This is a genomic window from Paenibacillus harenae DSM 16969, assembly GCF_000422465.1.
GTDB lineage: Bacteria > Bacillota > Bacilli > Paenibacillales > Paenibacillaceae > Pristimantibacillus > Pristimantibacillus harenae.
The window spans coordinates 864403-888505 of sequence record NZ_KE383843.1; the positions used below are offsets into that span (position 1 = coordinate 864403).

General features: G+C 53.7%; 24 protein-coding genes. 6 read left to right on the forward strand and 18 right to left on the reverse strand.

Annotated elements, in window-relative coordinates:
* Positions 1–156 precede the first annotated feature (156 nt).
* The 6 genes from H581_RS0123445 to H581_RS0123470 form a co-directional block, all read right to left on the reverse strand.
* Complete coding sequence (locus tag H581_RS0123445; protein ID WP_051251259.1) at positions 157–1227, reverse strand: sulfate ABC transporter substrate-binding protein; 1071 nt, start codon at positions 1225–1227, stop codon at positions 157–159.
* Positions 1228–1260: 33 nt separating this feature from the next.
* On the reverse strand, positions 1261–2325 hold the full coding sequence (locus H581_RS0123450) for a sulfate/molybdate ABC transporter ATP-binding protein (RefSeq protein ID WP_028612140.1): 1065 nt from the start codon (positions 2323–2325) through the stop codon (positions 1261–1263).
* Between the two features lie 3 nt (positions 2326–2328).
* Complete coding sequence (locus tag H581_RS0123455; protein ID WP_028612141.1) at positions 2329–3126, reverse strand: sulfate ABC transporter permease; 798 nt, start codon at positions 3124–3126, stop codon at positions 2329–2331.
* Complete coding sequence (gene cysT, locus H581_RS0123460; protein WP_036719928.1) at positions 3126–3932, reverse strand: sulfate ABC transporter permease subunit CysT; 807 nt, start codon at positions 3930–3932, stop codon at positions 3126–3128. The genes H581_RS0123455 and cysT overlap by 1 nt, the downstream gene beginning before the upstream one ends.
* Positions 3933–4187: 255 nt before the next feature.
* Positions 4188–4820, reverse strand: a complete 633-nt coding sequence (locus H581_RS0123465) for a YigZ family protein (protein WP_028612143.1) — start codon at positions 4818–4820, stop codon at positions 4188–4190.
* 36 nt (positions 4821–4856) lie between these two features.
* Entirely contained in the window at positions 4857–6206 is a 1350-nt protein-coding gene (locus tag H581_RS0123470) for a glucose-6-phosphate isomerase (protein WP_028612144.1), read from the reverse strand.
* A 177-nt stretch (positions 6207–6383) separates the two neighbouring features.
* Between H581_RS0123470 and H581_RS0123475 the strand changes: the two genes are divergently transcribed.
* On the forward strand, positions 6384–7280 hold the full coding sequence (locus H581_RS0123475) for an NAD(P)-dependent oxidoreductase (RefSeq protein WP_028612145.1): 897 nt from the start codon (positions 6384–6386) through the stop codon (positions 7278–7280).
* A gap of 76 nt (positions 7281–7356) precedes the next feature.
* Here H581_RS0123475 and H581_RS0123480 read toward each other — a convergent pair whose 3' ends face one another.
* From H581_RS0123480 to H581_RS0123490, 3 genes are read right to left on the reverse strand one after another with little or no spacing between them, the layout of a single operon-like run.
* A complete protein-coding gene (locus H581_RS0123480) occupies positions 7357–7566 on the reverse strand; it encodes a twin-arginine translocase TatA/TatE family subunit (protein ID WP_028612146.1) in 210 nt (69 codons plus the stop codon).
* 59 nt (positions 7567–7625) lie between these two features.
* A complete protein-coding gene (locus H581_RS0123485; protein ID WP_028612147.1) occupies positions 7626–8183 on the reverse strand; it encodes a Rid family hydrolase in 558 nt (185 codons plus the stop codon).
* A 39-nt stretch (positions 8184–8222) separates the two neighbouring features.
* Complete coding sequence (locus tag H581_RS0123490) at positions 8223–9827, reverse strand: flavin monoamine oxidase family protein (protein WP_028612148.1); 1605 nt, start codon at positions 9825–9827, stop codon at positions 8223–8225.
* A 336-nt stretch (positions 9828–10163) separates the two neighbouring features.
* On the opposite strand from H581_RS0123490, the gene H581_RS0123495 reads away from it, so the two are divergent.
* Entirely contained in the window at positions 10164–10400 is a 237-nt protein-coding gene (locus tag H581_RS0123495) for a MerR family transcriptional regulator (RefSeq protein ID WP_028612149.1), read from the forward strand.
* A gap of 24 nt (positions 10401–10424) precedes the next feature.
* Positions 10425–11174 carry a twin-arginine translocase subunit TatC gene (gene tatC, locus H581_RS0123500; protein ID WP_028612150.1) on the forward strand — a complete coding sequence of 250 codons (750 nt, stop codon included), beginning with the start codon at positions 10425–10427 and terminating at the stop codon, positions 11172–11174.
* A 124-nt stretch (positions 11175–11298) separates the two neighbouring features.
* Here tatC and H581_RS0123505 read toward each other — a convergent pair whose 3' ends face one another.
* The 5 genes from H581_RS0123505 to H581_RS0123525 all read right to left on the reverse strand — a co-directional run bounded on the left by H581_RS0123505 (position 11299) and on the right by H581_RS0123525 (position 16703).
* A complete protein-coding gene (locus tag H581_RS0123505) occupies positions 11299–11820 on the reverse strand; it encodes a DUF420 domain-containing protein (RefSeq protein WP_028612151.1) in 522 nt (173 codons plus the stop codon).
* A 245-nt stretch (positions 11821–12065) separates the two neighbouring features.
* Positions 12066–12383: a pyrimidine/purine nucleoside phosphorylase gene (gene ppnP, locus H581_RS0123510; protein WP_028612152.1), complete on the reverse strand. Its 318-nt coding sequence runs from the start codon at positions 12381–12383 to the stop codon at positions 12066–12068.
* Positions 12384–12433: 50 nt separating this feature from the next.
* Positions 12434–14452, reverse strand: a complete 2019-nt coding sequence (tkt, locus tag H581_RS0123515) for a transketolase (RefSeq protein ID WP_028612153.1) — start codon at positions 14450–14452, stop codon at positions 12434–12436.
* A gap of 161 nt (positions 14453–14613) precedes the next feature.
* Positions 14614–15516, reverse strand: a complete 903-nt coding sequence (gene purU, locus H581_RS0123520; protein ID WP_245600119.1) for a formyltetrahydrofolate deformylase — start codon at positions 15514–15516, stop codon at positions 14614–14616.
* Between the two features lie 56 nt (positions 15517–15572).
* On the reverse strand, positions 15573–16703 hold the full coding sequence (locus H581_RS0123525) for a deoxyribonuclease IV (RefSeq protein WP_028612155.1): 1131 nt from the start codon (positions 16701–16703) through the stop codon (positions 15573–15575).
* A 101-nt stretch (positions 16704–16804) separates the two neighbouring features.
* On the opposite strand from H581_RS0123525, the gene H581_RS0123530 reads away from it, so the two are divergent.
* The 3 genes from H581_RS0123530 (at position 16805) to H581_RS0123540 (ending at position 18778) form a co-directional block, all read left to right on the forward strand.
* The gene (locus H581_RS0123530) at positions 16805–17242 is read left to right on the forward strand and encodes a DUF2621 domain-containing protein (protein WP_028612156.1); all 438 of its coding nucleotides are present in this window, start codon (positions 16805–16807) and stop codon (positions 17240–17242) included.
* A gap of 125 nt (positions 17243–17367) precedes the next feature.
* Entirely contained in the window at positions 17368–17850 is a 483-nt protein-coding gene (locus tag H581_RS35155) for a hypothetical protein (RefSeq protein WP_036719649.1), read from the forward strand.
* A 25-nt stretch (positions 17851–17875) separates the two neighbouring features.
* Positions 17876–18778, forward strand: a complete 903-nt coding sequence (locus H581_RS0123540) for a TIGR01777 family oxidoreductase (protein ID WP_028612157.1) — start codon at positions 17876–17878, stop codon at positions 18776–18778.
* A 7-nt stretch (positions 18779–18785) separates the two neighbouring features.
* Here the strand turns inward: H581_RS0123540 and H581_RS0123545 are convergent, their stop codons facing one another.
* The 4 genes from H581_RS0123545 to H581_RS0123560 are packed head-to-tail and all read right to left on the reverse strand — an operon-like array spanning position 18786 to position 24096.
* On the reverse strand, positions 18786–20312 hold the full coding sequence (locus tag H581_RS0123545; protein WP_028612158.1) for a DUF6382 and FHA domain-containing protein: 1527 nt from the start codon (positions 20310–20312) through the stop codon (positions 18786–18788).
* 30 nt (positions 20313–20342) lie between these two features.
* On the reverse strand, positions 20343–20855 hold the full coding sequence (locus tag H581_RS0123550; RefSeq protein ID WP_028612159.1) for an A24 family peptidase: 513 nt from the start codon (positions 20853–20855) through the stop codon (positions 20343–20345).
* Positions 20856–20888: 33 nt separating this feature from the next.
* Entirely contained in the window at positions 20889–21818 is a 930-nt protein-coding gene (locus tag H581_RS0123555; RefSeq protein ID WP_211231495.1) for a TadE/TadG family type IV pilus assembly protein, read from the reverse strand.
* Positions 21819–21831: 13 nt separating this feature from the next.
* Positions 21832–24096, reverse strand: coding sequence for a TadE/TadG family type IV pilus assembly protein (locus H581_RS0123560; protein WP_028612161.1), 2265 nt, complete (start codon positions 24094–24096; stop codon positions 21832–21834).
* Between the last annotated feature and the right edge of the window lie 7 nt (positions 24097–24103).

The window sequence follows — 24103 nt, forward strand, 5'->3', positions numbered from 1 at the left end:
AATTACCCCCTGAAATGGTTATTTTGGTTGCAAACCTTAATTAGTATGTCTTGTTGAAGGGGATCATATCCAATCAATAATCCAAACTTCCAAGTAAAAAGCTCTGTCTGTAGCGTCTCCGAATCCCGGAGCCGCTACAAACAGAGCTTTCTTCAATTATAAACCGGCCAGCACCTGGTACCAGATGCCTTTCTTCGAATACAGGCTATCCCTTACCTCCGCCCAGCCGCCCAAGTAGGAAATGTCGAATAAATCCTCCGGCAGCTCAAAGCGATTTGCCGTTTCCATCGCAACCTTCTCCTCTACCGGACGGAAGCCGTGATCGACGAACAATCGCTGCGCTTCCTCGCTTTGCAGGTAAGCGATGAAAGCCTCCGCGACCTTGCGCGTGCCATGCTTGTCGACGTTTTTATCGACGACGGCAGCCGGATTCTCGATCAATATGGTGCTATTAGGTACGATAATTTCATAAGCGACGCCCTTCTTCACGCGGGCGAGCAGTTCATTCTCGTAAGTAACGATAACATCGCCAACGCCGTATTCGAAGGCCGCCATGGATGCGCGTCCGCTTTTATCAAGCGATTCCACGTTCGCATGCACCGCCTTCAGGAAGCTCTTGGCGTAGGCCGGATCCTTGCTCCCGTTCTTCTGCTCGGACAGCTTTAATCCCGCTCCATATATCGCGTTTATATCCCACTGGGCGCCGCCGGACGTCTTCGGATTCGGATACAGCACCTTCACGCCATCCCGCGTCAGGTCCTTCCAATCCTTAATCCCCAGCGGATTGCCGGCGCGGGTTCCCAGTACGACAATGGAGTTCGTAATCATTCCATTGTTCGGTTGAGCTTTCCAGTCATGCGTGATGAAGCCGGCTTCCGCTATTTTGTCCAGGTCGCCTTCCATCGCGAGAATTGCGACGTCCGCCTCGAAGCCGCCGGCAATGGCCCGCGCTTGCGTCCCGGACGCCTCGTACGATTCCTGGAACGTCACCTTCTGCCCTGTTTTCTCATACCAGTAGGATTGGAATTGCGGCAGCAGATCGGCGAATGCATCTTTTACGACCGAATAGGCGCCGATCACAAGCGTGACATCGCCGTCTTGTACGGAAGAATCAGCGCCGAAGCCTTCCGTCTGCGAACCGTTGCCGCAGCCCGCCGCGGCAAGCAGCAGGACCGAGACCAGCAGCAGCGTGAGCAGGCGCCGGCTTGTTGCTCGATTAATAATCATATTCGCATACAACTCTTTCCACGTAAATGTCAGTTAAATATGGATCGGCATCGGATCTTCTTTTAACGCATTCTCCGCAATCCAGCTTTTATTATCATTGAAGAGATACGCCCGGTGCACAAGCACGCTGACCTGGTCGCCGGGATGCAGCACTTCCTTCTCAAGGGAACGGTAGGTGATCAGCTTCGTCTCGCCGACTTGCAGCTCTACCATCCACTCGCTCCCGCGGAAATGCAGATGCTTCACCTTGCCGGACAGCGCGGCGGAAGCCAGCTTAATCTCGCCCGGTTTGCCGATTTCAATATACTCGGGGCGGATGAGCGCCTTGGTGCCCGGGGCAGCCGCAGCGTTCTCGAAGCCTTTAAGCTCCGCAATACTCTCTACGATCGTCGATTCACCGATAAAGCTGGCGACGAACGGCGTCTGCGGATTTTTGTAAATATCCCACGGGCTGCCCTTCTGCTCCAGCTTGCCCTTGCTGATAATCATAATCTCATCGGCCACTTCGATCGCTTCGTCCTGATCATGCGTAACGAAAATCGAGGTAATGCCTACGCGCTCGATCATTTCCTTGAGCCATGTGCGCAGCTCGGTGCGGATCTTCGCGTCTATCGCCGCGAACGGCTCATCGAGCAGCAGCAGCTGCGGCTCGGGAGCAAGCGCTCTGGCGAAGGCTACCCGTTGGCGCTGCCCGCCGGAAAGCTGGTGCGCATAGCGGTGTTCGAAGCCTTTCAGGCCGGTCAGCTCCACCAAATACATGACTCGTTCGCGGATTTGCTCCTTCGAATGCTTCTTCACCTTAAGGCCGAAAGCGATGTTCTCGTATACCGTCATATGCTTGAACAAAGCATAGTTTTGAAAGACAAAGCCGATTCCGCGCTCCTGCGGCGGCAGGTCATTCACCCTCTTGCCGTGGAACAAAATATCGCCGGAGGTTGGGGTTTCAAGCCCAGCCAGCATACGAAGTATGGACGTTTTGCCGCCGCCGCTCGGTCCGAGCAAGCCGATCAAGTGGCCTTTTTCAATTTCAAAGCTGACATCCTTCACCGCGTGAAAATCGCCAAAGCTTTTGTCTAAGTTCCGTACTTCAATATGCATGGCTTAATGCACTTCCTTTCGTTTTTTTGCCCATTCCATGAGGAGCAGCAGTCCCACGGAGAAAGCCGCAAGAACAAGTGCTATTCCGTTGGCGGCGACGACGTTGAAATTCTCCACATCCTGATAAACGAGCGTTGTCGCGGTTTGTGTCTTGTTCATGATATTGCCGGAAACGACGAGCACGGCTCCGAATTCGCCGAGCGACCGCGCCACCGTCAGCACGACGCCGTAAATGACGCCCCAGCGAATCGACGGCCATGTTACTTTCCAGAAGGTATACCAGGAGTAAGCGCCGAGCGTAGAGGCCGCTTCCTCCTGCTGCGCGCCGATCTCCTGAAGCACCGGCATTACTTCGCGCACCATAAGCGGGAAGGTAACGAATAAGGTGGCGAGAATCATGCCCGGCAGCGCATAAACGATTTTGAAGCCCGCGTCCTCGAACAGCGTTCCGATCACCGTATTCGGTCCAAGAATCAGGACGATCATCAGACCGCCGATGACAGGCGAAACCGCGAACGGCAAATCGACCAGACTGTTCAGCAGGCGTTTCAACCGCCGCCCGATCCATTCCGCGCGAACAAGATAGAGGGCAAGCATAATGCCGAACACCGTATTCAAAGCGGTCACTACGACGACGATGATTCCCGTCATCATTAACGCATGCAGCGACTCCGGACGCGTGATGCCTTCCGCGAAGCCGCTCCAGCCGTCCGCCCATGAGCCCGTAAAAATCTTGACGAGCGGCGCTACGAGCAGCAGAGCAAATACGATATACGTTAGCGTAATCCATAATCGTCTCATCATTGGCCGTTCCTCCTCGCTTGAATGAGGTTAACGGTCCACAGGATGAGGAAGGACAGCGTCAGCAGCAGCACCGAGACGGCGGCGGCTCCTTGCGGGTTATTGCTCTCGATCTCTCCGAATATATAGACGGATGCGATTAAGGTCTTGCCCGGAATATTGCCGGCAACGAGCACGACTGCCCCGAACTCCGCGAGTCCGCGGGAGAAGGCAAGCATCGCGCCGCTCAAAATGCCCGGCAGCATCGTTGGGAAGATGACGCTGAAGAAGGTTTTGGCGCGCGTTGCGCCCAGCGTATAGGCTGCTTCCTCTTCCGATTTATCCATCTCCTCCAGCAGCGGCTGAATCGCCCGAATGACGAACGGGAAGGTAACGAACAGCATGGCGATTACGATTGCCGGTTCATGAAATACGATTTCGATGCCGGCTTTCCCCGCCAGGCCGCCCACCAGGCTGTTAGGTCCCAGAAGCAGCAGGATCATCAATCCGCCCACCGCCGTCGGAAGCGCAAAAGGCAGGTCGACGAGACTGTTAAGCAATCTGCGGCCGGGGAAACGGTAGCGGATCAGCACCCAGCCGATCATCGTTCCAAGCAGCATGTTCAGAATCGTTGCGATAAGAGCTAATTTCACCGTGAGCAGCACGGATTTCCATGCCAGCGGATCAGAGACGCTCTCCCAGAACGGCGTCCATCCCAGCGAGAAGGATTGCGTATAAATGCCGATAATAGGCAGTACGATAAGGATGATAAAATAAAGCATAATCGTCGTGCGAAAGCCGAAGCTCCATCCTTTTCCGCGAAACATTGCATTCAATGTGACTTAACCTCCAGACCATCGGCTTGTGCCGCAGGTGTAGCAAACAGAATAAAAAAAACAATTCCTATTAACTTACTCGGTATTACGTGGTATTGATAATGTAGCATCATGACCGGCATTTCGTCAATGCTTAATTTAGATTAACTGATTAAACCTATAGCTTTATCTTATGAACGTTTTGCCGATGATGCGCCTAGAGAAAAAAATGAGGAGATCGGCTTGCTGCCGACTCTCCTCATCGTATTATTCACCTTCAATATAATAGCGGCATTCGCCTGTCGTAAGGACGGCTTGCCCCCCGGTCAGGTCGGTGATCCATGCGGCGAAAGCTTCGGCCTCATGCTCTTCGGGCAAGCAGCGGACGACGACGCGATCCGTAAATTCGATGCCGCCGATGCGCGTCCCCCTGCCGTGGAGCTCATTCTCCAGCTTGCCGTACCATGCATAGTCTACATCGACGAGTATTTCGCGATGCAGCACGTTAACGATTTTCCCCGCCGCCTCAATGCCTGCGACCGCTCCGTCCGTATACGCGCGGACAAGTCCGCCCGCTCCCAGCATAATGCCGCCGAAATACCGGGTCACCACGACGGCGACATTTTTCAGCCCCTTGTGCTTGATGACCTCAAGAATCGGCTTGCCCGCCGTACCGCTGGGCTCCCCGTCATCGGACGCCTTCTGGAACTGATCCCGTTCCCCTGCGACGTAGGCCGAACAGTTATGCGTCGCCTGCTTGTGAAGCTGCTTGATCTCATTAATGAAGGCGACGGCTTCCTCCTCCGTTTCCACCGGCTTCGCGTAACCGATGAATCGGGACTTCTTAATGACGATCTCTGCGCTGGCTTGTTGTCTGACCGTCGAATACTTAGCGAGCATCGGCTTCGACTCCTGTATACCGGCGTAGCGGGCCGATTACAGCCGTGCTTCCAGCTCGGCTTTTTCCTTCTCGAAGCCAGGCTTGCCAAGCAGCGCGAACATGTTCTTCTTGTACGCCTCAACGCCCGGCTGATCGAACGGATTAACGCCCATCAGGTAGCCGCTGATGCCGCACGCTTTCTCGAAGAAATAAACGAGATAGCCGAAGGAGTAAGGCGACATGTCCGCGATATTGACGATAAAATTAGGCACTTGGCCGTCCGTATGCGCAAGAAGCGTGCCTTCGAACGCTTTCTTGTTGACGAAATCCATCGTCTTGCCGGTAAGGAAGTTCAGCCCGTCCAAATCGGCCGCGTCGTGCTCGATCGCGATCTGCTCCGCCACTTCATTCACCTGGATGACCGTTTCGAAAATATTGCGGTTGCCCTCCTGGATAAACTGGCCCATCGAATGCAAATCCGTCGAGAAATCGACCGCTGCGGGGAAAATGCCCTTAAAGTCCTTGCCTTCGCTTTCGCCGAAGAGCTGCTTCCACCATTCGGATACAAAGTGCAGGGAAGGCTCGTAATTGACGAGAATTTCGGTTGCCTTGCCTTTGCGGTACAAGGCGTTGCGCGCTGCGGCGTATTGATAAGCTTCGTTCTCGGCCAGGTCAGGGTTGCTGTATTCCTTCGATGCGTCAGCCGCGCCTTTCATCATCGCTTCAATGTCGATGCCTGCGGCTGCGATCGGCAGCAAGCCTACCGCCGTCAGCACGGAATAACGTCCGCCCACATCGTCGGGAATCACGAACGACTCGTAGCCTTCTTCCTTAGAAAGCTTCTTCAAAGCGCCCTTCTCTCTATCCGTCGTTGCGTAAATCCGTTTGCGCGCTTCTTCCTTGCCGTACTTCTTCTCGAGCGCCGCGCGAAATACGCGGAATGCGATCGCCGGCTCGGTCGTTGTGCCGGATTTCGAGATTACGTTGATCGACCAGTCGCGGCCTTCTACTAATTGAAGGAGATGCGTAACGTACGTCGAGCTGATGTTATTGCCCGCGAAGAGAACTTGAGGCGTCTTGCGTTCTTCCTTCGGTAATATATTATAAAAAGAGTGCGACAGCATTTCGATCGCGGCGCGTGCGCCGAGGTAGGATCCGCCGATGCCGATGACGATCAGCACTTCGGAGTCCGATTTGATTTTGCCGGCAGCCTTCTGAATGCGGGCAAATTCCTCTTTATCGTAATTGGCCGGCAGGTCGATCCAGCCCAGGTAATCCGAGCCGGCGCCTGTTCCGTTATGTAATTGTTCATGTGCAAGGCGAACCGAATCCGCCATATAATCGATCTCGTGCTGGCCTACGAAAGCCAGCGCCTTGCTGTAGTCAAACTTAACTGTTTTACTCATCGTAAATTAGACCTCCTAAATGTTATGCCGCATCAACTGGTGAACAGTGATAACGCTTGTCAACTTAGCATCTACAATATCGGATTTAACTTATAAAAACAAGCTTCGAAACGGTGAATTATTGACGAAAAGCCTGTATAATCAATCCAAAAGACCGTTTAGGATGGAGGAACCGCTATGAAAAAAATCGGATTTATCGGATTGGGTGTCATGGGCATGGGAATGGCCGCGAATTTATTGAGCAAGGGATTTGAGGTAGCCGTTTATAACCGGACGCCGGGCAAAGCGGGATCGTTGACAGCGTTAGGCGCCGTCGAACTGGAGAGCGCTGCCGATGTAGCGGGAGCTTCCGATGTCGTCATCACGATGATCAGCAACGATGCGGCGGTCCGCGAAGTATATTGGGGCGAGAGCGGCGTCTTCGCCGGCGCTCGCAGCGGCAGCACGCTTATAGACTGCAGCACGATTTCTCCGCTGCTTGCGAAGGAACTGGCGGCCGCGGCCGAAGCGATCGGCGCTTCATTCCTCGATGCCCCGGTAACGGGCAGCAAGCCTGCCGCGGAAGGCGGTACGCTCGTGTTCATGGCAGGCGGCGCGGCCAAAACGATCGAAGAAGCCGAGAATGTGCTGCTGGCTATGGGACGCAAGGTCATTCCAATGGGCCCGAACGGGAGCGGCTCGACCGCCAAGCTGGCGCATAACACGATCGTCGGCATCAATGTCGTCGCCCTGGCCGAAGGGATGGCCATTGCCGCCGGCGGCGGAATCGACGGCAGCGCATTTCTGGAGCTTGTCCAGTCAGGCGGCGCTGCCAGCAAGGCTGCCGAGATGAAGGGCCCCAAGCTGCTGGAAGGCGACTATGGCGTTCAATTCTCGCTTGAACTGATGCTGAAGGATTTGAAGCTGAGCTCCGTCTTGTCGGACAGCCTGAGGATCCCGACGCCCCTTCTGGAAGCCGCGAAGAGCCAATTCCAGATTGGCGATGCCATGGGGTTCGGCGAGCTTGATATGTGCAGCGTAGGCCAAACCTATGAGCGGTGGATCGGCCGAAGGTTCGGCGGGGATAAGGCGTAAGACGATTCCGCATACAAAAAAACGAACCGGCAGAGAGCGCTTCTCTCGCCGGTTCGTTTTTCCATTCTGCTCCAACCTATGTCCTCGTCAGCTCCGTTTTCTCAAGCTTCTCTCCTTCGATTACGTCGTCCTTGTTCTCGGAAACAAGCTCCTTCGCGGATGCTTTAAATTCATGCAGCGTACGCCCGACCGCTCTTCCAAGCTCCGGCAGCTTGGACGGGCCGAATATGATGAGAACAACAACCAATATCATGAGCAATCCGGGAAAACCAATATTTTGCAGCATAAGCGCGTCAGCTCCTTATTTTTTATACGAATGATGGATAAATGCCTCTGCCGTTGCCTCTAATTCTGGTTATGCCCCTTCGGATAGACGGCCACCGCCTCGATTTCGATCAGCCAATCGGCATGGACGAGAGCTGCGACGCCGACAGTCGACCTGGCCGGCTTGACCGGATTTTCTTCCGTGTTGAAAAATTTCGCATACGCGCTGAACCAGCCCTGAAAGTCGAACTTTCCCTCCAGGCTTGCATCCGGCGTAACGTATACCCTGAGATAGACGACATCCTTCATCGTCAGTCCCTGCTCCGTCAGCTGCTTCTCGATATTCAGCAGAATGCCTTCCCCTTGCTTCTCGGTATTGCCGTACCGCTCGTATACCGTCTTCCCGTCTTTATTCAGAAGCGGCGGAACCGTACCGCTGGTCGAGAAGGTCGCCGTCCCTGCGGGTACAGCGACGCTGCTGGAGATGGAAGAGCTTGCGCTGCCGTAGAATTCGGGCTCATGAATCGGCGTCAGCGGCTTTTTATTAGGTGTCAGCGCGTTTGCATAGACGGTGGCTCCAAGAAAACAAGAAACAACGGCCGCTCCGATGAGTATTTTCATATTTTGTTTCATTGCCATGATCTGCATTCCTCCTTATTTTTTCATTCTGCGCCTCTGCTATTCTTTCATCACCCGCTCATGGATCTCGGTAACGACTGCCCGGGCCGACTCAATGCCGCCAGCCATCCAGGCCGTAATGTAGCTCATATGCTCCCCGGCCAGATACACTCTCCGGTCGGGCTTGCACAATGTCGGATAGACGGTCTTGCGTTGATCGCCGGTATACGATACCCAGCCTCCGAGGTTATACTTGATTTTTTTCCAGTCGACGGAGAAGGAGGCTTCGAATTCCTGGTGATACTGCGGATGGATCTTAGCTCCCTGTCTCAGCGCATGAGCCTCGCGTTCCTGGTAGGACATCGCACCGATGTTGTCCGCATTCCCTCCGAAGGCGTAATAGCCCAGCAGCAGCCCTTTCTTCTGCATATAGCCGGTAGGCGGATAATAAATGGAGGAGATATCCATATTCGTCAACGTATTGCCGCCGTAGATTTGCTCATCCTCTTCCCAGAACCGGCGTTTGAACTGCAGGCCGATTTTGCCCGCAGAGGCATAGCCGATGCTGTCGATCGCTTTTTTCATCTCCGGCGAGAAGTCGGCTTTAATGGATTTCAGCACGGACAGCGGAATCGTGCAAATGCAGTAATCTGCTTCAACCTTAAGCGCCTCGCCGGTACCCAAATGTTTATACAGCACCGTAACGCCGTTTTCGCTTTGCTTAATTTCCGTAACCTCGGAATGAAATTGGATTTTACCTTTGAGACGTTTCTCGAACGCGTCCGGAATGGCATCGATGCCTCCAACCGGATGGAACATCATCATTTGCTGATCATAGCTGTACTCGCTGCTGAGATAATTGCCGAACCCGGAATTAAGGATCGCATTCAAGCTGAATGGATCGCGGATAACGCCCGCATCGAGCTTGGCCCCCGGCTCGTCCTTGTAGCCGCCGCGGGAAGTGCCCTTGTAGAATAAATCCGCATCGAGTCCGCCTTCCGTACGCAGGTAGGCAACCAGCTTTTCTTTCTCATCGGCCGTAAGGGGCAAATCGAGCGCCGGCTGGTTCACCGCCTTGGCCATAAGCTCGGTGACGTAGCCGCGCACGTCCGCCTTCGCCTCGCGTTTCCGGATCTTCTTGCCCGACAGTTCGCCTGCGTTCTCGTTATAGTAATAAGCATGATCGTTCACATTGTTGAAGGGTTCGATCGGAATGCCGAACTTCCGGATATACTCCATCGTTACGTGGAACTGGGGAATCCGCATCGGACCGGCATTAAAATATAAGCCGTCGGCGAAGCGGGCCACCTGCTTCGGAGACCCGGTCTCGGCGACCGTCGTGCCGCGGCGGACGGACCAGATGCGGCCGCCCGAACGGGCCCGCGCTTCGAGTATCGTGCAATCGTAGCCGGCTTGTCCGAGCTCGTACGCAGCGGTCATGCCCGCAATACCGGCGCCAAGAATCACAATTTTTTTGCCTCCGCGCTTGCCCATCGACAGGTCGTTTTTATCCGGCGGTACAAAGTCGGCCGCCTTCAAGGTTTCCGGAGACAGCAGTCCGAGCGTCCCCATAACGCTGAATACCGCGGCCCCTCCTCCAAGCTTTCCTACCGTGCTCAAAAACTGCCGCCTTGACATTTCGCCTGGCGTTTTCGTGGACTCCATCCTGCTCACTCCCATTCGTCAGCTTCGTTGTGTAACCCAACGAGAAGATAACACGGAAAAAGAGGGGAGTTCTATTATTGTGTTAGATAATCTAACATAGATTATTTTTGGTCATTTGATCTCATGCGATAAATATCATGAATATAGTCGTAAAAACCCAGAAAAATCGCTGGAATATGAAGTAGATAAAAGCGCGAGTAGTTCATGAAGACCATTGTCATTATTTAAAACACTTGCTAAAATCACATCAAAAGACAAATTTATGTTAAGTTAGTTGACTAAATGCGTATTGTTTATGGAAACTTTGAAACCCATTATCCACTAGGAGGCGAAGCTATGAGTAAAAAGGTAATCAGTATCGGGATGGTTCGAGAAATGACAGGCCTTACGGAACGCCAGATTCGTTATTACGAGGATAAGCGGCTCATCTTCCCTGCAAGGTCGCCCGGGGGAGCAAGGAAGTTCTCATTTGAAGATGTCGAGCATTTGAAAGAAATTCAGCAAAAAATGAAAGACGGCTTCCATACGTTCGAATTGCGCAAATCCTGCTTCAGCCATCAAGCGCGTACCTAACGTGCGGGAAAGGGGCGCTGCTTCATGATCAAACAAACGATCATGCCGTTAATGGGGCATATCATCGAGCTGCGAAAGCAGCTTATTGCCATTTTTGCCATATTTATTGTCAGTACGGCGGCCGGTCTTGCCGTTTCGCCATACATTTTCGATTATATAAAAAATACGCCTCCGGCTTCCGGGCTCGAGTGGAATGTGTTCTCGCCATTCGACGGCATTCGGATGTATATGAGCATCGCGATGATCTGCGCCTTAACCTTAACGCTTCCCATAGCTCTCTTCCTATTATGGAGCTTCGTCAAGAAGGGACTGCATCGGCATGAGAGAGCGGCAGCGCTCCGTTATATTCCATACAGCGTGCTCTGCCTGCTGCTCGGAATTGGCTTCGGCTATTATGTCGTACTGCCGACAAGCTTCTCCTTCATCTCTGCCATATCGGAGAAGATGAATCTTGTCGAAACCTACGGAATCACCCAGTACTTTAGCTTTATGATCCATATTATTCTACCGGTGGCCGCAGCCTTCGAGCTGCCGATTATCGTCATGTTTCTGACCAAAATCGGGCTTTTAACCCCGCAGCTGCTGCACAAATCGCGCCGTTACGCTTACTTGATCCTGGTCATTGCGGCCAACCTGCTGTCGCCTCCGGATTTTATCTCCGCTTTCATTATTCTCATCCCGCTTTCCGCGCTCTTTGAGATCAGCGTCTTTCTCTCTCGGCTCGTGCATCGCAAACGGCCGGCGTTTGCCGCAGACGCGGAACCTGCAGCTTGAGTAGTTTGGTGTAAGACAAGAGACGCCCTGAATGCAGATCGATCTGCATTCAGAGCGCCCTCGTTAATCCGGCTTTTGGTATGTCGACCGCACATTGAAAGCATGTGCGGCTATAACTGGCCCCTTAATAATAAGGCGATATCATCAGGTAGACAACGACGCCTGTAAGGCTAACATACAGCCAGATCGGCATTGTCCACCTTGCGATTTTGCGATGCTTCTCTACCTTCATTTGCAGCCCGCGAACGACCGACAAGAGCGCAAGCGGCACAACCACGATTGCCAGCAGGATGTGCGTCAGCAGAATAAAGAAATAGATCGGCCGAAGGATACCTTCTCCACCGTATTTGGTCGACTCCGTCAAGTAGTGATACGTGACATAAGATACGAGAAACAGCGTCGTCGAGGTGAAGGCCGCGCCGATAAACGCACGGTGCATGCGCACATTTTTTCTCCGGATGGCGGCCAGCGCTATGCACAGCGCAAGGAAGGTGAAGCAATTAAAAATCGCATTCAGCAAAGGCAGAATCGTTACGTCAAAGTGAATCTCCCCTTCATAAGCCGGCAAGAAAAACAAAACGGCAATAATCCCGACAAGCGCAAGCGTTAATACGGCAATAAGCGGCGTATAGTTTTTTTCTTTCAAGCGGATAACCTCCTGATTATGTACGCATCGGACTGATCAAGCGCGTACAGCGCCTTCTTCCTAACCTTATCCGAACGCCCGCTTGAAATCAATTTGTTTTGCGCCTGATTTGTAACGAAAAATCGAATTATGTCGAGACATCTAATATACATTCGGGAGCGGAAATTGTGCAAAAAGAAGAAGCCTTCCCGCAGGCGCAAACACGCCGGTGCAGGAAAGCCCCTTACTTTGAGACACCGCTCTGTTTACTCGTAAATATACGAGCAGCAGTAATCTGTCACTTCAGCAACCTGAAGCTTGAATTTTGTGTTGGCAGGCACTGTGAATTCGCCTTCGCCCTGAATGTGGATCCAATCGGATTCGCCCGGAAGCAGAACCTTCAGATCGCCGGCCAGAATCTCCATGATCTCAACGCAATCCGTTCCAAACTCATAGTCGCCCGGAAGCATGATGCCGAGCGTTTTTTTCGTTCCGTCCGCGAACAAGACGGCGCGGCTTGTTACTTTGCCGTCGAAGTAGACATTTGCCTTCTTGACGACCGATACATTTTCGAATTGAGACATGGTGAGCGTAATCTCCTTTATCTATCAGATGCTGTGGTTAAGCGTCGTTACTACAGTAATGCCTTCACTTTGCTAACCACGTTCTCAACCGTGAAGCCGTATTCTTTGATTACGCGGTCGCCAGGCGCGGATGCGCCGAAACGGTCGATGGCGAGAATATCGCCCTGATCTCCCGTGTAACGCTCCCAGCCGAACGGATGAGCCATTTCAATCGCAAGACGGGCTTTAACATCAGGAAGCAGGACGGCGTTTTTGTATTCCTTCGATTGCTTCTCGAACAGATCCCAGCTCGGCATGCTGATGACGCGGACTTGAATGCCTTCTTCCGCCAATGCTTTCTGAGCCGCTACAGCCAATTGAACCTCGGAGCCCGTCGCCAAAATTTGCGCTTGCGGCTTGCCGTTCGCGGCATCGGATACGACATATGCGCCGCGGCGGAGGTTCTCGTGAATATGGTTCACCGTTCCTTCTAGGATCGGCAGGTTCTGGCGAGTCAGAACAAGCGCAACCGGGTTGCCCGTGTTCTCGACCGCGTAAGCCCAAGCGGCGGAAGTTTCGTTTCCGTCAGCCGGACGAATGACCGTCAAGTCAGGAATGATGCGGATCGAAGCCAGCTGCTCGATCGGTTCATGGGTAGGACCGTCTTCGCCAACCGCGATGCTGTCATGCGTCAACACGTACACGACTGGCAGCTTCATCAATGAAGCAAGACGAACAGCCGGACGCAGGTAATCCGTAAAGACGAAGAAGGTGCCGCCGAATACTTTCAAGCCGCTGTGAAGGGCGATACCGTTCATGGCTGCAGCCATGCCGAACTCGCGAACGCCGAAATAGATGTTGCGGCCGTCGTAGCTGCCCGGCTTGAACTGCGTCAAGCCCTTCAGATGCGTCATCGTCGAGCTTTCAAGGTCAGCCGATCCGCCCACAAGGTTAGGTACGTTTTTGGCTAATCCGTTAAGCGCGTTTCCTGAAGCAACGCGGGTCGATAACGGCTTGTCTTCCGTCGTATATGAAGGAAGGTCTGCGTCCCAACCATCCGGCAATGCCCCGGAGATCGCGATTTCGAATTGCGCCGCAAGCTCGGGATAAGCTTTCTTGTAAGCTGCGAAGCTTGCATCCCATGCTGCGTTAGCTTGCCCGCCGCTGTTTTTCACTTCTGCAAAATGAGCGCGCACCTCGTCCGGCACATGGAATTGATGCTCTTCGTTCCAGCCGTAGGCTTGCTTCGTCAATTTTGTTTCTTCAGCGCCAAGCGGCGATCCGTGAGGTCCCGCATGTCCTCCTTTGCCGCCTTTATTCGGGCTGCCGTATCCGATCACGGTTTTCACTTCGATCAATGTCGGTTTAGACGGATCGGCTTGCGCGTCTGCGATCGCTTTGGACAATGCCGTAAGATCATTGCCGTCTTCTACGCGCAGCACCTGCCAGCCGTAGCCTTCGAAACGCTTCTGAACGCTTTCGGAGTAGGACAGGCTCAGCTCGCCGTCAAGCGAAATGTCGTTCGAATCATACAGCACGACCAATTTGCCGAGACCCAAGTGGCCTGCGAAAGAAGCAGCCTCGTGGGAGATGCCTTCCATAAGGTCGCCGTCGCCGCAAATCGAATAAGTGAAGTGGTTGATCACTTCATGGCCCTCTTTGTTATATGTAGCCGCGAGCTGCGCTTCCGCAAGCGCCATGCCGACAGCCATCGCGATGCCTTGTCCAAGCGGACCGGTTGTCGCGTCCACGCCGGCCGTGTGGCCGAACTCCGGGTGGCCCGGCGTCAGGGAGCCCCATTGACGGAAATTTTGCAGCTCTTCCAGCGGAAGATCATATCCGGAAAGGTGCAGCAGGCTGTACAGCAGCATCGAACCGTGTCCGGCGGAAAGCACGAAACGGTCGCGGTTAATCCAAGTCGGGTTCGACGGGTTATGCTTCATATTTTTGGCAAAGAGCTGATACCCCATTGGGGCTGCGCCCATCGGCATACCCGGGTGGCCTGATTTCGCTTTCTCGATAGCGTCGATCGCAAGGGTGCGGATCGTATCGATCGACAGCTGTTCAATCGATTTTTGTGTAACCGTCATTTCTATTTCCTCCTATTATCTAATCTGATCTCATTTTGCTCGTTATATGGTTTCTCATTAACGATTCAGCTTATACCAGCACGAAATAGCTTTGAATATTGTATCACTCCGCATAGGCGTTTTCCATTCTTTAATAGCTGAAACAACGCGCAGACATGCGGTTAGTTGAAGACGACCGTTTTGTTTTGATGCACGATGACCCGATCCTCGATATGCCATTTCACGGCGCGGGCCAGAACGACACGCTCGATTGTCCGTCCGATCCGCTTCAGGTCGTCGACATTGTCGCGATGGCTGACGCGCTGGACGTCCTGCTCGACAATCGGTCCGCCGTCAAGCTCTTCCGTCACGTAATGTGCCGTTGCGCCGATGATTTTCACCCCGCGGGTATAGGCCTGCGCATACGGCTTGCCGCCGACGAAAGCCGGAAGGAAAGAGTGGTGAATATTGATAATGCGGTTCGGGAAATGCTCTATAAATTTCGGCGAGATGATCTGCATATAGCGGGCAAGCACAATGAGATCGGCTTTATCCGCAACGGTCTCCATTTGCTCGCGCTCCGCTTCAGCCTTCGTGCCGGCCGTTACCGGAATGTGATAAAACGGGATGCCGAACGATTCCACAAGCTCCCGCATATCCGGATGGTTGCTGATAACCATCGAGATATCCGCATTCAGGTCCCCCGCCTTCCACTGCCACAGCAGCTCCAGCAAGCAATGATCCTCTTTGGATACGAAAATGGCGAGACGCTTCTTGCGGCTCGCGCGGAACGTATGCCATTTCATATCGAAGCGGTCCGCGACTCTGGCGAAATCCTCAACCAGCACGGGCAGCTCCTTGTCCAAATCGTTCAAATCGAATTCGAAGCGGATAAAAAACATGCCGCCCTCCGGATCCATCGTATATTGATCCGACTGGACGATGTTTGCTCCGTGCTCATACAAAAAATGCGATACGGCCGCCACGATGCCCGGACGGTCCGGGCAGGCGATCAGCATGCGCGCCCGGCCGCTTTGTCCGCCGGGTGCCTTGCTCATAGCTGAAGGGCTAAATTCAGATGACATCAAGCTCAAACTTCCTTTCACGACGAAATGAAATTGTACGACAATCCAGCTTTATGCTACGCGTTCGCGAGCATCTGCTTGCCTGCAAACCAGGCTATAATACGCTGATTGATCTGCTCTTCCGTGAGCGGGTTCGGCAGCGGTTTTCCTTCGATAAGAAGATCGTATAGACGTTCCATCGGCTCGCGAGGGTCGGCTTTTTTGGCTTTCGCATCATTTTTAAGCACATCCCAGGTCGAAAGCACATACGTTCTTGGGTCGATGTCCTGCTTGCCGAAGAAATGATGCAGGCGCTCCACGTCCTCGAAGAACGTGTCGCCAAAACGCTCCAGCGCAGTGCCGCCAAGCAGGGCGATCTCCGCCTCGTACATCGGACGTTCCTTTTTGTCTTCCTTGCCGATCCACGGCGTCTCCAGAATGAAAGGACGGCCGCTAAGCGCTTCATGATGAATAATCGATTGAATCGCCTCATGGCCGAGCCAGCCCGCACCGACCGGAGCATGGCGGTCCTTGCCCGCGCCGCGCGGGTTTTTGCTGTCATTGACGTGAACGACCGCTACGCGGTCTAAGCCTACCACGTTGTCGAACTGGGTAAGCACGCCGTCCAAATCATTGACCAGATCGTAGCCGGCATCATGCATATGACAGGTGTCCATGCATACCGTGAGCCGGTCATTATCCTGCACCTTGTCGATAATGGCGGCAAGCTCCTCGAAGCTTCGTCCGATTTCCGTGCCTTTGCCGGCCATCGTCTCGAGCGCGATATTGACATTCGTCTCCTTCGTGCCGGAGAGCACCTCGTTCAGCCCTTCCGCTATGCGGGCGATGCCGAATTCAGCATCCTTGTCCGTAAAAGCTCCGGGATGAAGCACGATATTGCGGACACCGATATGATTCGTGCGGCGAATTTCTTCCTGAAGAAATGAAACCGCAAGCTCGAACGTATCATCCTTATAAGAGCCTAAATTGATAATATAAGGAGCATGTACGACAATTTCATTGATGCCTGCCTGCTCCATCAGCGCCTTGCCTTCTTCAATGTATAACGAATCGATCGGCTTGCGTCTCGTATTCTGCGGCGCGCCGGTGTAAATCATGAACGTGCTGGAACCGTATGACATGGCTTCCTGAGCGGCCGTTTGCAGTCCTTTGTCCGAAAATGATACATGGGAACCTATTTTCAACATCGATTTTTCGCCCCTTTCGGTTAATCACACCTTATTTTACAAGGAATGTCGAAATAAATCTAGGAATACGGTATAATTCATTATTGAGGTGAAGGATAAGAATGAAAGTCGCGCCAGATTGGTTTATGTATTTTATCGTTTTTTGGGCGATCGTGATGGTTGGCGCTATGTCGATCGGCGGGTTTTTCATGTTCCGGAAATTTCTTAAGGTGCTTCCGATGCGGGACGGCAAGTCCAAGCTCGATTGGCAGAATTATTGGGTAGAGCGCAGCCGCAGCATGTGGAACGATGAGTCCAAGGCGCTGCTTGATCAGCTAGTATCCCCGGTGCCAAGCGCCTTTCGCGATATAGCAAAGCATTCCATCGCCGCCAAGATCGGACAAGTTGCCATCGAGCACGGCGCCGCGTCAGTCACCAAGGAGCACTGCATCGAGGGCTACATCCGCGCCACTCCCAAACGCGATTACCGCAGTCTAGTCTCCTTCCTGGACCGCGAAGGAATCGACTACGGCCCCTATAAGCATCTGCTTAACAAATGAGTTTAAGCCGCCAGACGCGGCTTAAGCTCATTTGTGTTTTGGGACGAAAGCATGTCGGCTTGCCGATAAAATTGTAACCTTAGGCGCTCCCGTTTCGTTATTACATGCAGGAGGTGGTTCTTTTGATGAACTCATCGAAGCGAAGAAGAAGCACAAAAGCAGCGGCAACAGGAGCAATTCTTCTAGCTGTCATGCTTGCCGCATCGGCTTGCAGCGGCACTGGCAATACAACGAACCAGGACAATCAGCAAGATACCGTGAATGAAGGGCCCGTCGTGGATTTGCCGGAACAAAGCGGCGTTATTGAGCCCGACGTCTCATCGCCCGAGTCGACAAACGGCGCGAGCAATAATAGTGAAACCAAGGCGCCAACCAATAATCTTGTCTTAAGCGGCGAAGGGACTTTTAACGGGCTTATGGATACTCACTCCATCGAAATCGAAACAGCCGACGGCGCAATCGCGCTGCAATTGACGGAGGAACTTTCGCAAAAGATGAATAGCATTCCAGATGACGCCCATGTAAAATTCGAATATACGGAAAAAGCGGTTGACGGCGATACGGAATTGAAGCAAAATTGGCTCGTTTCTATCGAAGAAGTGAAATAGAGGCTGCTTAAGGAGCGATTAAGAGATGCGGATTGCAATTGCCGGCGGATCGGGATTCATCGGAAGCTCGTTGAAGAAAAAATTGCTGCTTCGAAATGACGAGATCTGGATTATTTCACGGCGCGGCGTGCCGGAGACGCCTGCTGGAGGCCGTCTTCATCATGTAACCTGGTCGGAGCTGGCTTCATCTCCCGAGCTGCTTGACGGCGTAGACGCCATCGTCAATCTATCGGGTGAAACGATTAATCAGCGCTGGACAGGCGCCGCGAAGAAACGCATTCTGGATTCCAGACTATCGTCGGCAGCCCGCATCGCACAGCTCGTCACAGCTTTGGAGAACAAACCCTCGCTTCTCATTCAAGCATCCGGTATTTCTGCCTACGGCAGCTCTGCGGATGCTGTTCTGGATGAAGCAAGCAAGACAGACAAAACGGATTTCTTATCCGAGGTGGTACGGCAGTGGGAACAAGCAGCCGGCGCAATTCCAATCGCCCGGCATGTGATACTCCGAACCGGCGTCGTGCTTGATAAGAAGAAAGGCGCATTTCCGCTAATGGCTCTTCCTTATCGTTTATTCGGCGGCGGGAGAATCGGCAGCGGGAAGCAATGGATATCGTGGATTCATATCGATGATATGGTCAGATTGATTCTGTTTTGCCTAGACCGCCATGACATCGACGGTCCCGTCAACGCTTGCGCTCCCGAGCCCGTCAGGAATGACAAGTTCGGCCGGGCAATCGGCAAGGCGATGGAAAGACCCCATTATTTGCCCGTTCCCGCCTTCATGATGCGTCTGGCGCTTGGCGAAATGGCTTCGCTGCTGCTCGACAGCCAGCAGGCGATTCCGCGCAAAGCGCTCGATTGCGGCTTCACTTTTCTTTATCCAACCATCGACGTCGCCATGCAAGACTTGATAGGCCGCGGCTGAGCATAGGTTACCCCTGTCTCAGCTCATACGCCGGTCCCGTCATATCGGCTAGATGAATCACGTCGCCGATGGCCAGTTTATATGTCTTATAAGGAATCATCGATTGACCGTTCAACAGGCTCCCGTTTCTGGAGCCAAGATCCTTTGCGCAGCATTCCCCATTCACGCATTCAATTTCCAAATGCATGCGGGATATGCCTGTTGCAGGATCCTCGTAGTTTACCTGCTCGCCCGCCCTGCCTATTTTAAAACAGGACTCCGTCAATTCCAGCCTCGTTTCTTGACCTTCCCAGCTTCTGCAGAGCCAAAAGGCTTTCTCGCCCGTCAACTCCTTCGGCTGATCCCGGCCAAGCAGCACCGTTGGTTCCGTGACCGGAACAGACGGATACGAGGCTGCCGTTTGAAGCGGCGATGACAGCGCCGCCGCGCTTTCTTCTTGCAATGCCTTTAATGCCGCCGCATCGTTCTTTTCTTGCAGGGCCTGCCATCTTGCCAGCTTTACGAGCGGACCGGAATCAGGTGCGAAGGGCTTTATCTCATACTGCGCTTCAACCGGGGAATCGAACCGCGCGGCGTTAATTCTCCATACAAAGAGAAGCGCGACGACAAGCAGAAGAGACAGACCCGCGCTGATAAGTAAACTTTGCCGGGAGTAGGAAGCAAAATAAATAAATCGCCACACGCATGCGCCCGCAATAACAAGTCCTGCCGTATACATCCATTTTCGCATGGAGCCTTCCGCTCGCTTCTCATCATCATCTTCATCCCTGAACGGATATTCCTCGAAGACGGTTTTATTCTCGTCCGGCCTGTTCTCTGCCTCTTCTGTTTGTATAGGCTCATTCTTGGGCAATGCTTGCATGGGCTGCCTGTTTTCCAGACGCTGCAATGGCGGATCATCGTTCCGGATTGGCTGAGGCCGCGCGGAAGGCATCCTTACGGGCTGCGGCAGTACGGACTGAGGCTGGCCGATATTAATTAAGTCAAGCAGCGTCGATTTCAACGGCTCGAGGGGCCATTTTTGCCCGTTCATGCTGTGCAATACCCGCTTTAAGCCGTCGCCGTCAATCCGATCGACATATGAAGTAAAACGCACAATGAGAGACAGCAGATCTCCAGCTCCTAGAGGCCGGTCTCCATCCTTCAAAGGTACATAGGCCAGACGGATATCATGCAATTGCCCGCCTATGAAGATGAATTGCTCATCAAGCAAACAGCCGTCCGGCCGCAGCATGTAATGTTTGCATTCGCTTAATGCATCCGTTATCCCCAATATGAGAGTATAGTATTGCTCCATCGTGAGCGGTTGCTGCTGCAGACGATGCAGAAGCATCTTCAGTCCGGAAATCGAATAACGAAAGGTGACCTTCCCATTCATTTCATGCCAATCGACCGGCAGTAAATAGGGGATGCGCTGATTTTGCAGCATATGAAGCTCGATATCGTCCAGTTCATTCCGCTCAATGCCTTGCTCGCGGTCTAACGTCATCTCATGTCCGCGATTCATGGCAAAATCTATGCGATAGCTCTGCATGTTATAAAGTCTCCTTTCCAATAGGCTCGCTTAATTTGCCATCAACCAGACCGTCACAGCGGCAGGAACGACCGCCAGCATGAACGGGAACTTTTTGCCCGATCGCGCCCACTGCATCCATTGACGTTTTTTCCATCCGGATTCAGGGACGGCAAACGTCGATAATTCGGCCGCAAACCGCTTCCCCAATGGTCGAATCGCAATTAAGATACAAATGCCGATCAAGCCTGCGTATAAAATCGAATACAGCATCAATTGCAGAACGACCCACGCGCCTGTCCAAGCGCCGATTGCTCCAAACAGCTTGACGTCTCCGGCGCCGATCCCTTTCGCAAAATGGAGAAGCAGAAGCGGAATAAAGCCTGCGGCAGCGCCTGCAGCAGCCGTCATTAATCCATCCCAGCCTTCAACGGCGAAATGATATAGGAACGCGGCAGCAAAGAAGCTGGCCGTCAGCCGGTTCGGAATGAGCTGCGTTCTAATATCCGTAATAAAAGAAAAAATGAGCAATAAAGCCGTTGCAGCCGTCTGAATGGGTTCCATTTCGATTTTCTTTGCCTCCTTGTTTCTATATGGCTATTGGCCCGCACTGCTTTTCTCAACGGAAAAATGCATCGAGACCCGGTTGTCCTGCTTCGCAACCTCCGCTGCCGTGAGCTCCCATATTCCATGCGTCGTATTGCCCGACACATGCCACGTCCACTGCACATAACCGGATTCATCGGCGACCGCTTCTCCCAAATGCTTTGCTTTGCTCGAGCCGCTCTTGTACATCACGCCGAGCGAAATAGCCGCTCCGGGGGCCGTCTTTACGACGACGGTCGCCTTCCTGCCCGGTCGAAGCGGAGCGGGTTCGATGGACACTATTTGAATGGGGACGGCAGCCGATTCGCCGGTCTCCGCGCCATACCTTGCGGGGGCCGAATCGCTCGTCCACACGCGCTCAGCGGCTTGCTCCCTTAGGACAATCGGCTTCCGGTAGAATGGCAGCTTTAACGGAAACTCATATTCAACGGACACCGCTAAATAAGGCTCGTTGTTTTTATCCAAATCAGGCAGCGTAAGCCACGCCAGTCTCAAACGCTCGGGCGAAATAATCGCCTTGTCGGCGAATTCCCGCAGAAGAGGCTCGACAACTACCCGCCCCGTTTCCGTGGCGGCCATATTTTGCAGCGGACGGAAATCGCCGCGCAGCGCCGATGACACGATCGGTCCCGCCGGCGACGGCAGCCATTCCGCCGCCTCCGCAGCTATGTCGCTCCACGGGGACAGCCGGGATCCCGGCAATGTCATTGCCGGCAGAGGATTACTGGCCTTGGCCTGCTGCCAGGCCAGTTCCGCCGGTTGAATATGAGCGGCGATTTGCCTTACCGTCTGGGAGGCTGCCGAGTGCAGCGCCATCTGCACGGCACAGAGACGGACAAGCATAATGAACACGAGAAGCACAATCATCACCAAAGGCATGACGAGCGCGGCCTCGACGACGATGGAGCCTTGTTCATTCACTCGGTTGGGGCTTTCAATAGGACCATCCGATGGTTTGCGTTGTTTCATAACGATTGCCGACGACCTTTCCCTCCAATAGTCCGACCCGGCCTAATACCCGCATGAGTCCGGGAACAAACCACAGCTCAATGGAGACTCCGGCTTCCCCTGTCACTCCGCTGGGAACAGCCGAGAGCGCGGCTCCGCTGTTCTGCTCAATGACCGCTATCATTCGGGCCAGCCCCCTGGCGTCATCCACGCCATGAATAAGCATAAATAACCGCAAATAATCGGTATACCCAAGCTCAACTTTCACATATTTAGACAAGGGCGCGGTACCCCGCTCCGTAAATGCAAGCATATCCTCCATCGTCTTCTCCAACCCGTAAATAATGGCAGCGGACAAAATAAGGAGCGGATGGCCGAGCGCACGGCTCTCGATCAGCCCCTCCATTGTGCGGACCGCTAGTCGGGTCGCAAATAATTCGCCATAAGCCGCGGCGATGTTGCCGATCGGATCGTGAAACCCGTAAATAACGTATTCCGCCTCTTGGTTATTCAAGGATACGGCATGCGCCAGCTCCGACGGGTCTCCTCCGGCAAACAAAGCCCGCAGGTTCTGCGGAGCAAAGGACGAATAGCGGTGAACCGCGTATTCGCCAAAATAGACCGTGTCTCTCGTACGTTCGAGCATGCCTGCCATTCCCGTAAACAGCCCGCCCATCATCGCGGCGGCCTGTTCCGCCGCTTCGTGCGCATCCTCCGCTTGCTCCGCTCCGCCTTCGGATGCGGCATCGTCGGAGCGCTGGTTGAACAGCAGATTGTCGTCAAAACGCTTCCTTACTTGCTTAAAAAGCTCAATATGCTCCTCCGTCTGGGGAACGGCCGTCAAGCCTTGAAGCATGCCGCGAGCCTGCGTCCATAAGGATGAGGCCCGCTCCTCCTGCTGCTTCAGCTTAGCCTTGATATTACCGCCGTCCTGCTGCTGCTTCCGGTTCATAAGGATCGAAGCCGGCCGAATATACTTCTCCTCGTAGTCGCCATACACAAGCCGCAGACTCGCAACACCCTCCAGCAATAGCTGTGGGTCGGAGCTAGAGATCGGCTTCGCCATCGCTGCCGAGATGTTCGACTGGAAGCCGCCGGTCTCCGTATCGAGCGCCACGGCAGCAGTGCCCTGGGTCTCCAGCTCCCGCTTATATTCTGCGAACCAGCTCTCCGGCAGCACCAGCTCGTCTGCGGTTTGCTTTACCTGCTCGATTTCTGAAGCCGCTCCGTCCGGCACTTGATGCTGATCGTCGCCCGGCAGCTTGCTTTTGGAGACGGCATCATATCCAGCCCCCTCCGCAGCTTGACTTGCCTGCTGCGCCAGCCTTTGCATATCCGCATTGAGAAGTCTTGCCGCCTCCAGCTCTCTTAACGCATCCCCCAGCCGCTTCGCGTGCAGCCTGAGCATATCGACGCTTATTCGCCTCAGCTCCAGCGTAATGCTCCGTGCCTTCTCCTCATATGCGGCAATTTCTTCCGTATATTTGGGCGAGGCTTCCGGCGGCAGGGACTGATCATGAATAACCTGTTCCGCGTATGTCCGGTATTCGCTTGCCAAGAGCAGGGCCGTTTCATTTCCCGGCCCAATCGCAGCCGTCTGTACGGGTATCAACGCCTCGATTCCGCTGCCCCCGACGACCGAAGCAGCCTGCTGCTGAAGCTGCAGCGCCGCAGCCAAATGCGCTTCCCGCTTCTCATACAGCCTGCGCATATTTTCGAGCAGGCTGATCGCGGCGGAGGCTTCCTTCATTGGACCCGCCACCGGCGCGAATTTCGATGCAAGCTCCAACGTAAAATCAACCGGCGCCTTATACTTCATTTCCTCGAGCACCTGTCTCTTGAATACGTCATGATGGCCCAGAAATGAAGCCGGATGGAGCGAAGCGGCTTCGAGCTTCATGCGTGCAAGCTTGATGCCCTCTCCCGACAATCCTGCTTCCCCGTCCGCATTCGCCTTCAACACTTCCTCGAATATTCCTTGGCCCTCTGTCCCTCCGCGGCCGAACAAGCCATATCTCTCGTATAAGACGGAGTCGTAAGCAGACAGAACGGAACGAACCCCGGAACGGACCGCGTCCTCCGACAGCTTATGAAAGGCTGCAATCCGCGCATAATCGATAAGCACCGAAAAAAATAACAACAGCGCGGATAATACGATGACCGCAAACACGGTTACCGCCCCGTCATCGCGCAGCCAAAATCTTCTGCAGCGGCGCATCAACGAAAGCTTGCTCTCTTTCCTGTTGCTCACGGCCTTT

What these genes read in the sequence shown, in the direction of transcription:
- H581_RS0123445 (WP_051251259.1), bottom strand. Translation starts at nt 1,227, where the DNA reads ATGATTATTAATCGAGCAACAAGCCGGCGCCTGCTCACGCTGCTGCTG.
- H581_RS0123450 (WP_028612140.1), bottom strand. Translation starts at nt 2,325, where the DNA reads ATGCATATTGAAGTACGGAACTTAGACAAAAGCTTTGGCGATTTTCAC.
- H581_RS0123455 (WP_028612141.1), bottom strand. Translation starts at nt 3,126, where the DNA reads ATGAGACGATTATGGATTACGCTAACGTATATCGTATTTGCTCTGCTG.
- cysT (WP_036719928.1), bottom strand. Translation starts at nt 3,932, where the DNA reads ATGTTTCGCGGAAAAGGATGGAGCTTCGGCTTTCGCACGACGATTATG.
- H581_RS0123465 (WP_028612143.1), bottom strand. Translation starts at nt 4,820, where the DNA reads ATGCTCGCTAAGTATTCGACGGTCAGACAACAAGCCAGCGCAGAGATC.
- H581_RS0123470 (WP_028612144.1), bottom strand. Translation starts at nt 6,206, where the DNA reads ATGAGTAAAACAGTTAAGTTTGACTACAGCAAGGCGCTGGCTTTCGTA.
- H581_RS0123475 (WP_028612145.1), top strand. Translation starts at nt 6,384, where the DNA reads ATGAAAAAAATCGGATTTATCGGATTGGGTGTCATGGGCATGGGAATG.
- H581_RS0123480 (WP_028612146.1), bottom strand. Translation starts at nt 7,566, where the DNA reads ATGCTGCAAAATATTGGTTTTCCCGGATTGCTCATGATATTGGTTGTT.
- H581_RS0123485 (WP_028612147.1), bottom strand. Translation starts at nt 8,183, where the DNA reads ATGGCAATGAAACAAAATATGAAAATACTCATCGGAGCGGCCGTTGTT.
- H581_RS0123490 (WP_028612148.1), bottom strand. Translation starts at nt 9,827, where the DNA reads ATGGAGTCCACGAAAACGCCAGGCGAAATGTCAAGGCGGCAGTTTTTG.
- H581_RS0123495 (WP_028612149.1), top strand. Translation starts at nt 10,164, where the DNA reads ATGAGTAAAAAGGTAATCAGTATCGGGATGGTTCGAGAAATGACAGGC.
- tatC (WP_028612150.1), top strand. Translation starts at nt 10,425, where the DNA reads ATGATCAAACAAACGATCATGCCGTTAATGGGGCATATCATCGAGCTG.
- ppnP (WP_028612152.1), bottom strand. Translation starts at nt 12,383, where the DNA reads ATGTCTCAATTCGAAAATGTATCGGTCGTCAAGAAGGCAAATGTCTAC.
- tkt (WP_028612153.1), bottom strand. Translation starts at nt 14,452, where the DNA reads ATGACGGTTACACAAAAATCGATTGAACAGCTGTCGATCGATACGATC.
- purU (WP_245600119.1), bottom strand. Translation starts at nt 15,516, where the DNA reads ATGTCATCTGAATTTAGCCCTTCAGCTATGAGCAAGGCACCCGGCGGA.
- H581_RS0123525 (WP_028612155.1), bottom strand. Translation starts at nt 16,703, where the DNA reads ATGTTGAAAATAGGTTCCCATGTATCATTTTCGGACAAAGGACTGCAA.
- H581_RS0123530 (WP_028612156.1), top strand. Translation starts at nt 16,805, where the DNA reads ATGAAAGTCGCGCCAGATTGGTTTATGTATTTTATCGTTTTTTGGGCG.
- H581_RS35155 (WP_036719649.1), top strand. Translation starts at nt 17,368, where the DNA reads ATGAACTCATCGAAGCGAAGAAGAAGCACAAAAGCAGCGGCAACAGGA.
- H581_RS0123540 (WP_028612157.1), top strand. Translation starts at nt 17,876, where the DNA reads ATGCGGATTGCAATTGCCGGCGGATCGGGATTCATCGGAAGCTCGTTG.
- H581_RS0123545 (WP_028612158.1), bottom strand. Translation starts at nt 20,312, where the DNA reads ATGCAGAGCTATCGCATAGATTTTGCCATGAATCGCGGACATGAGATG.
- H581_RS0123550 (WP_028612159.1), bottom strand. Translation starts at nt 20,855, where the DNA reads ATGGAACCCATTCAGACGGCTGCAACGGCTTTATTGCTCATTTTTTCT.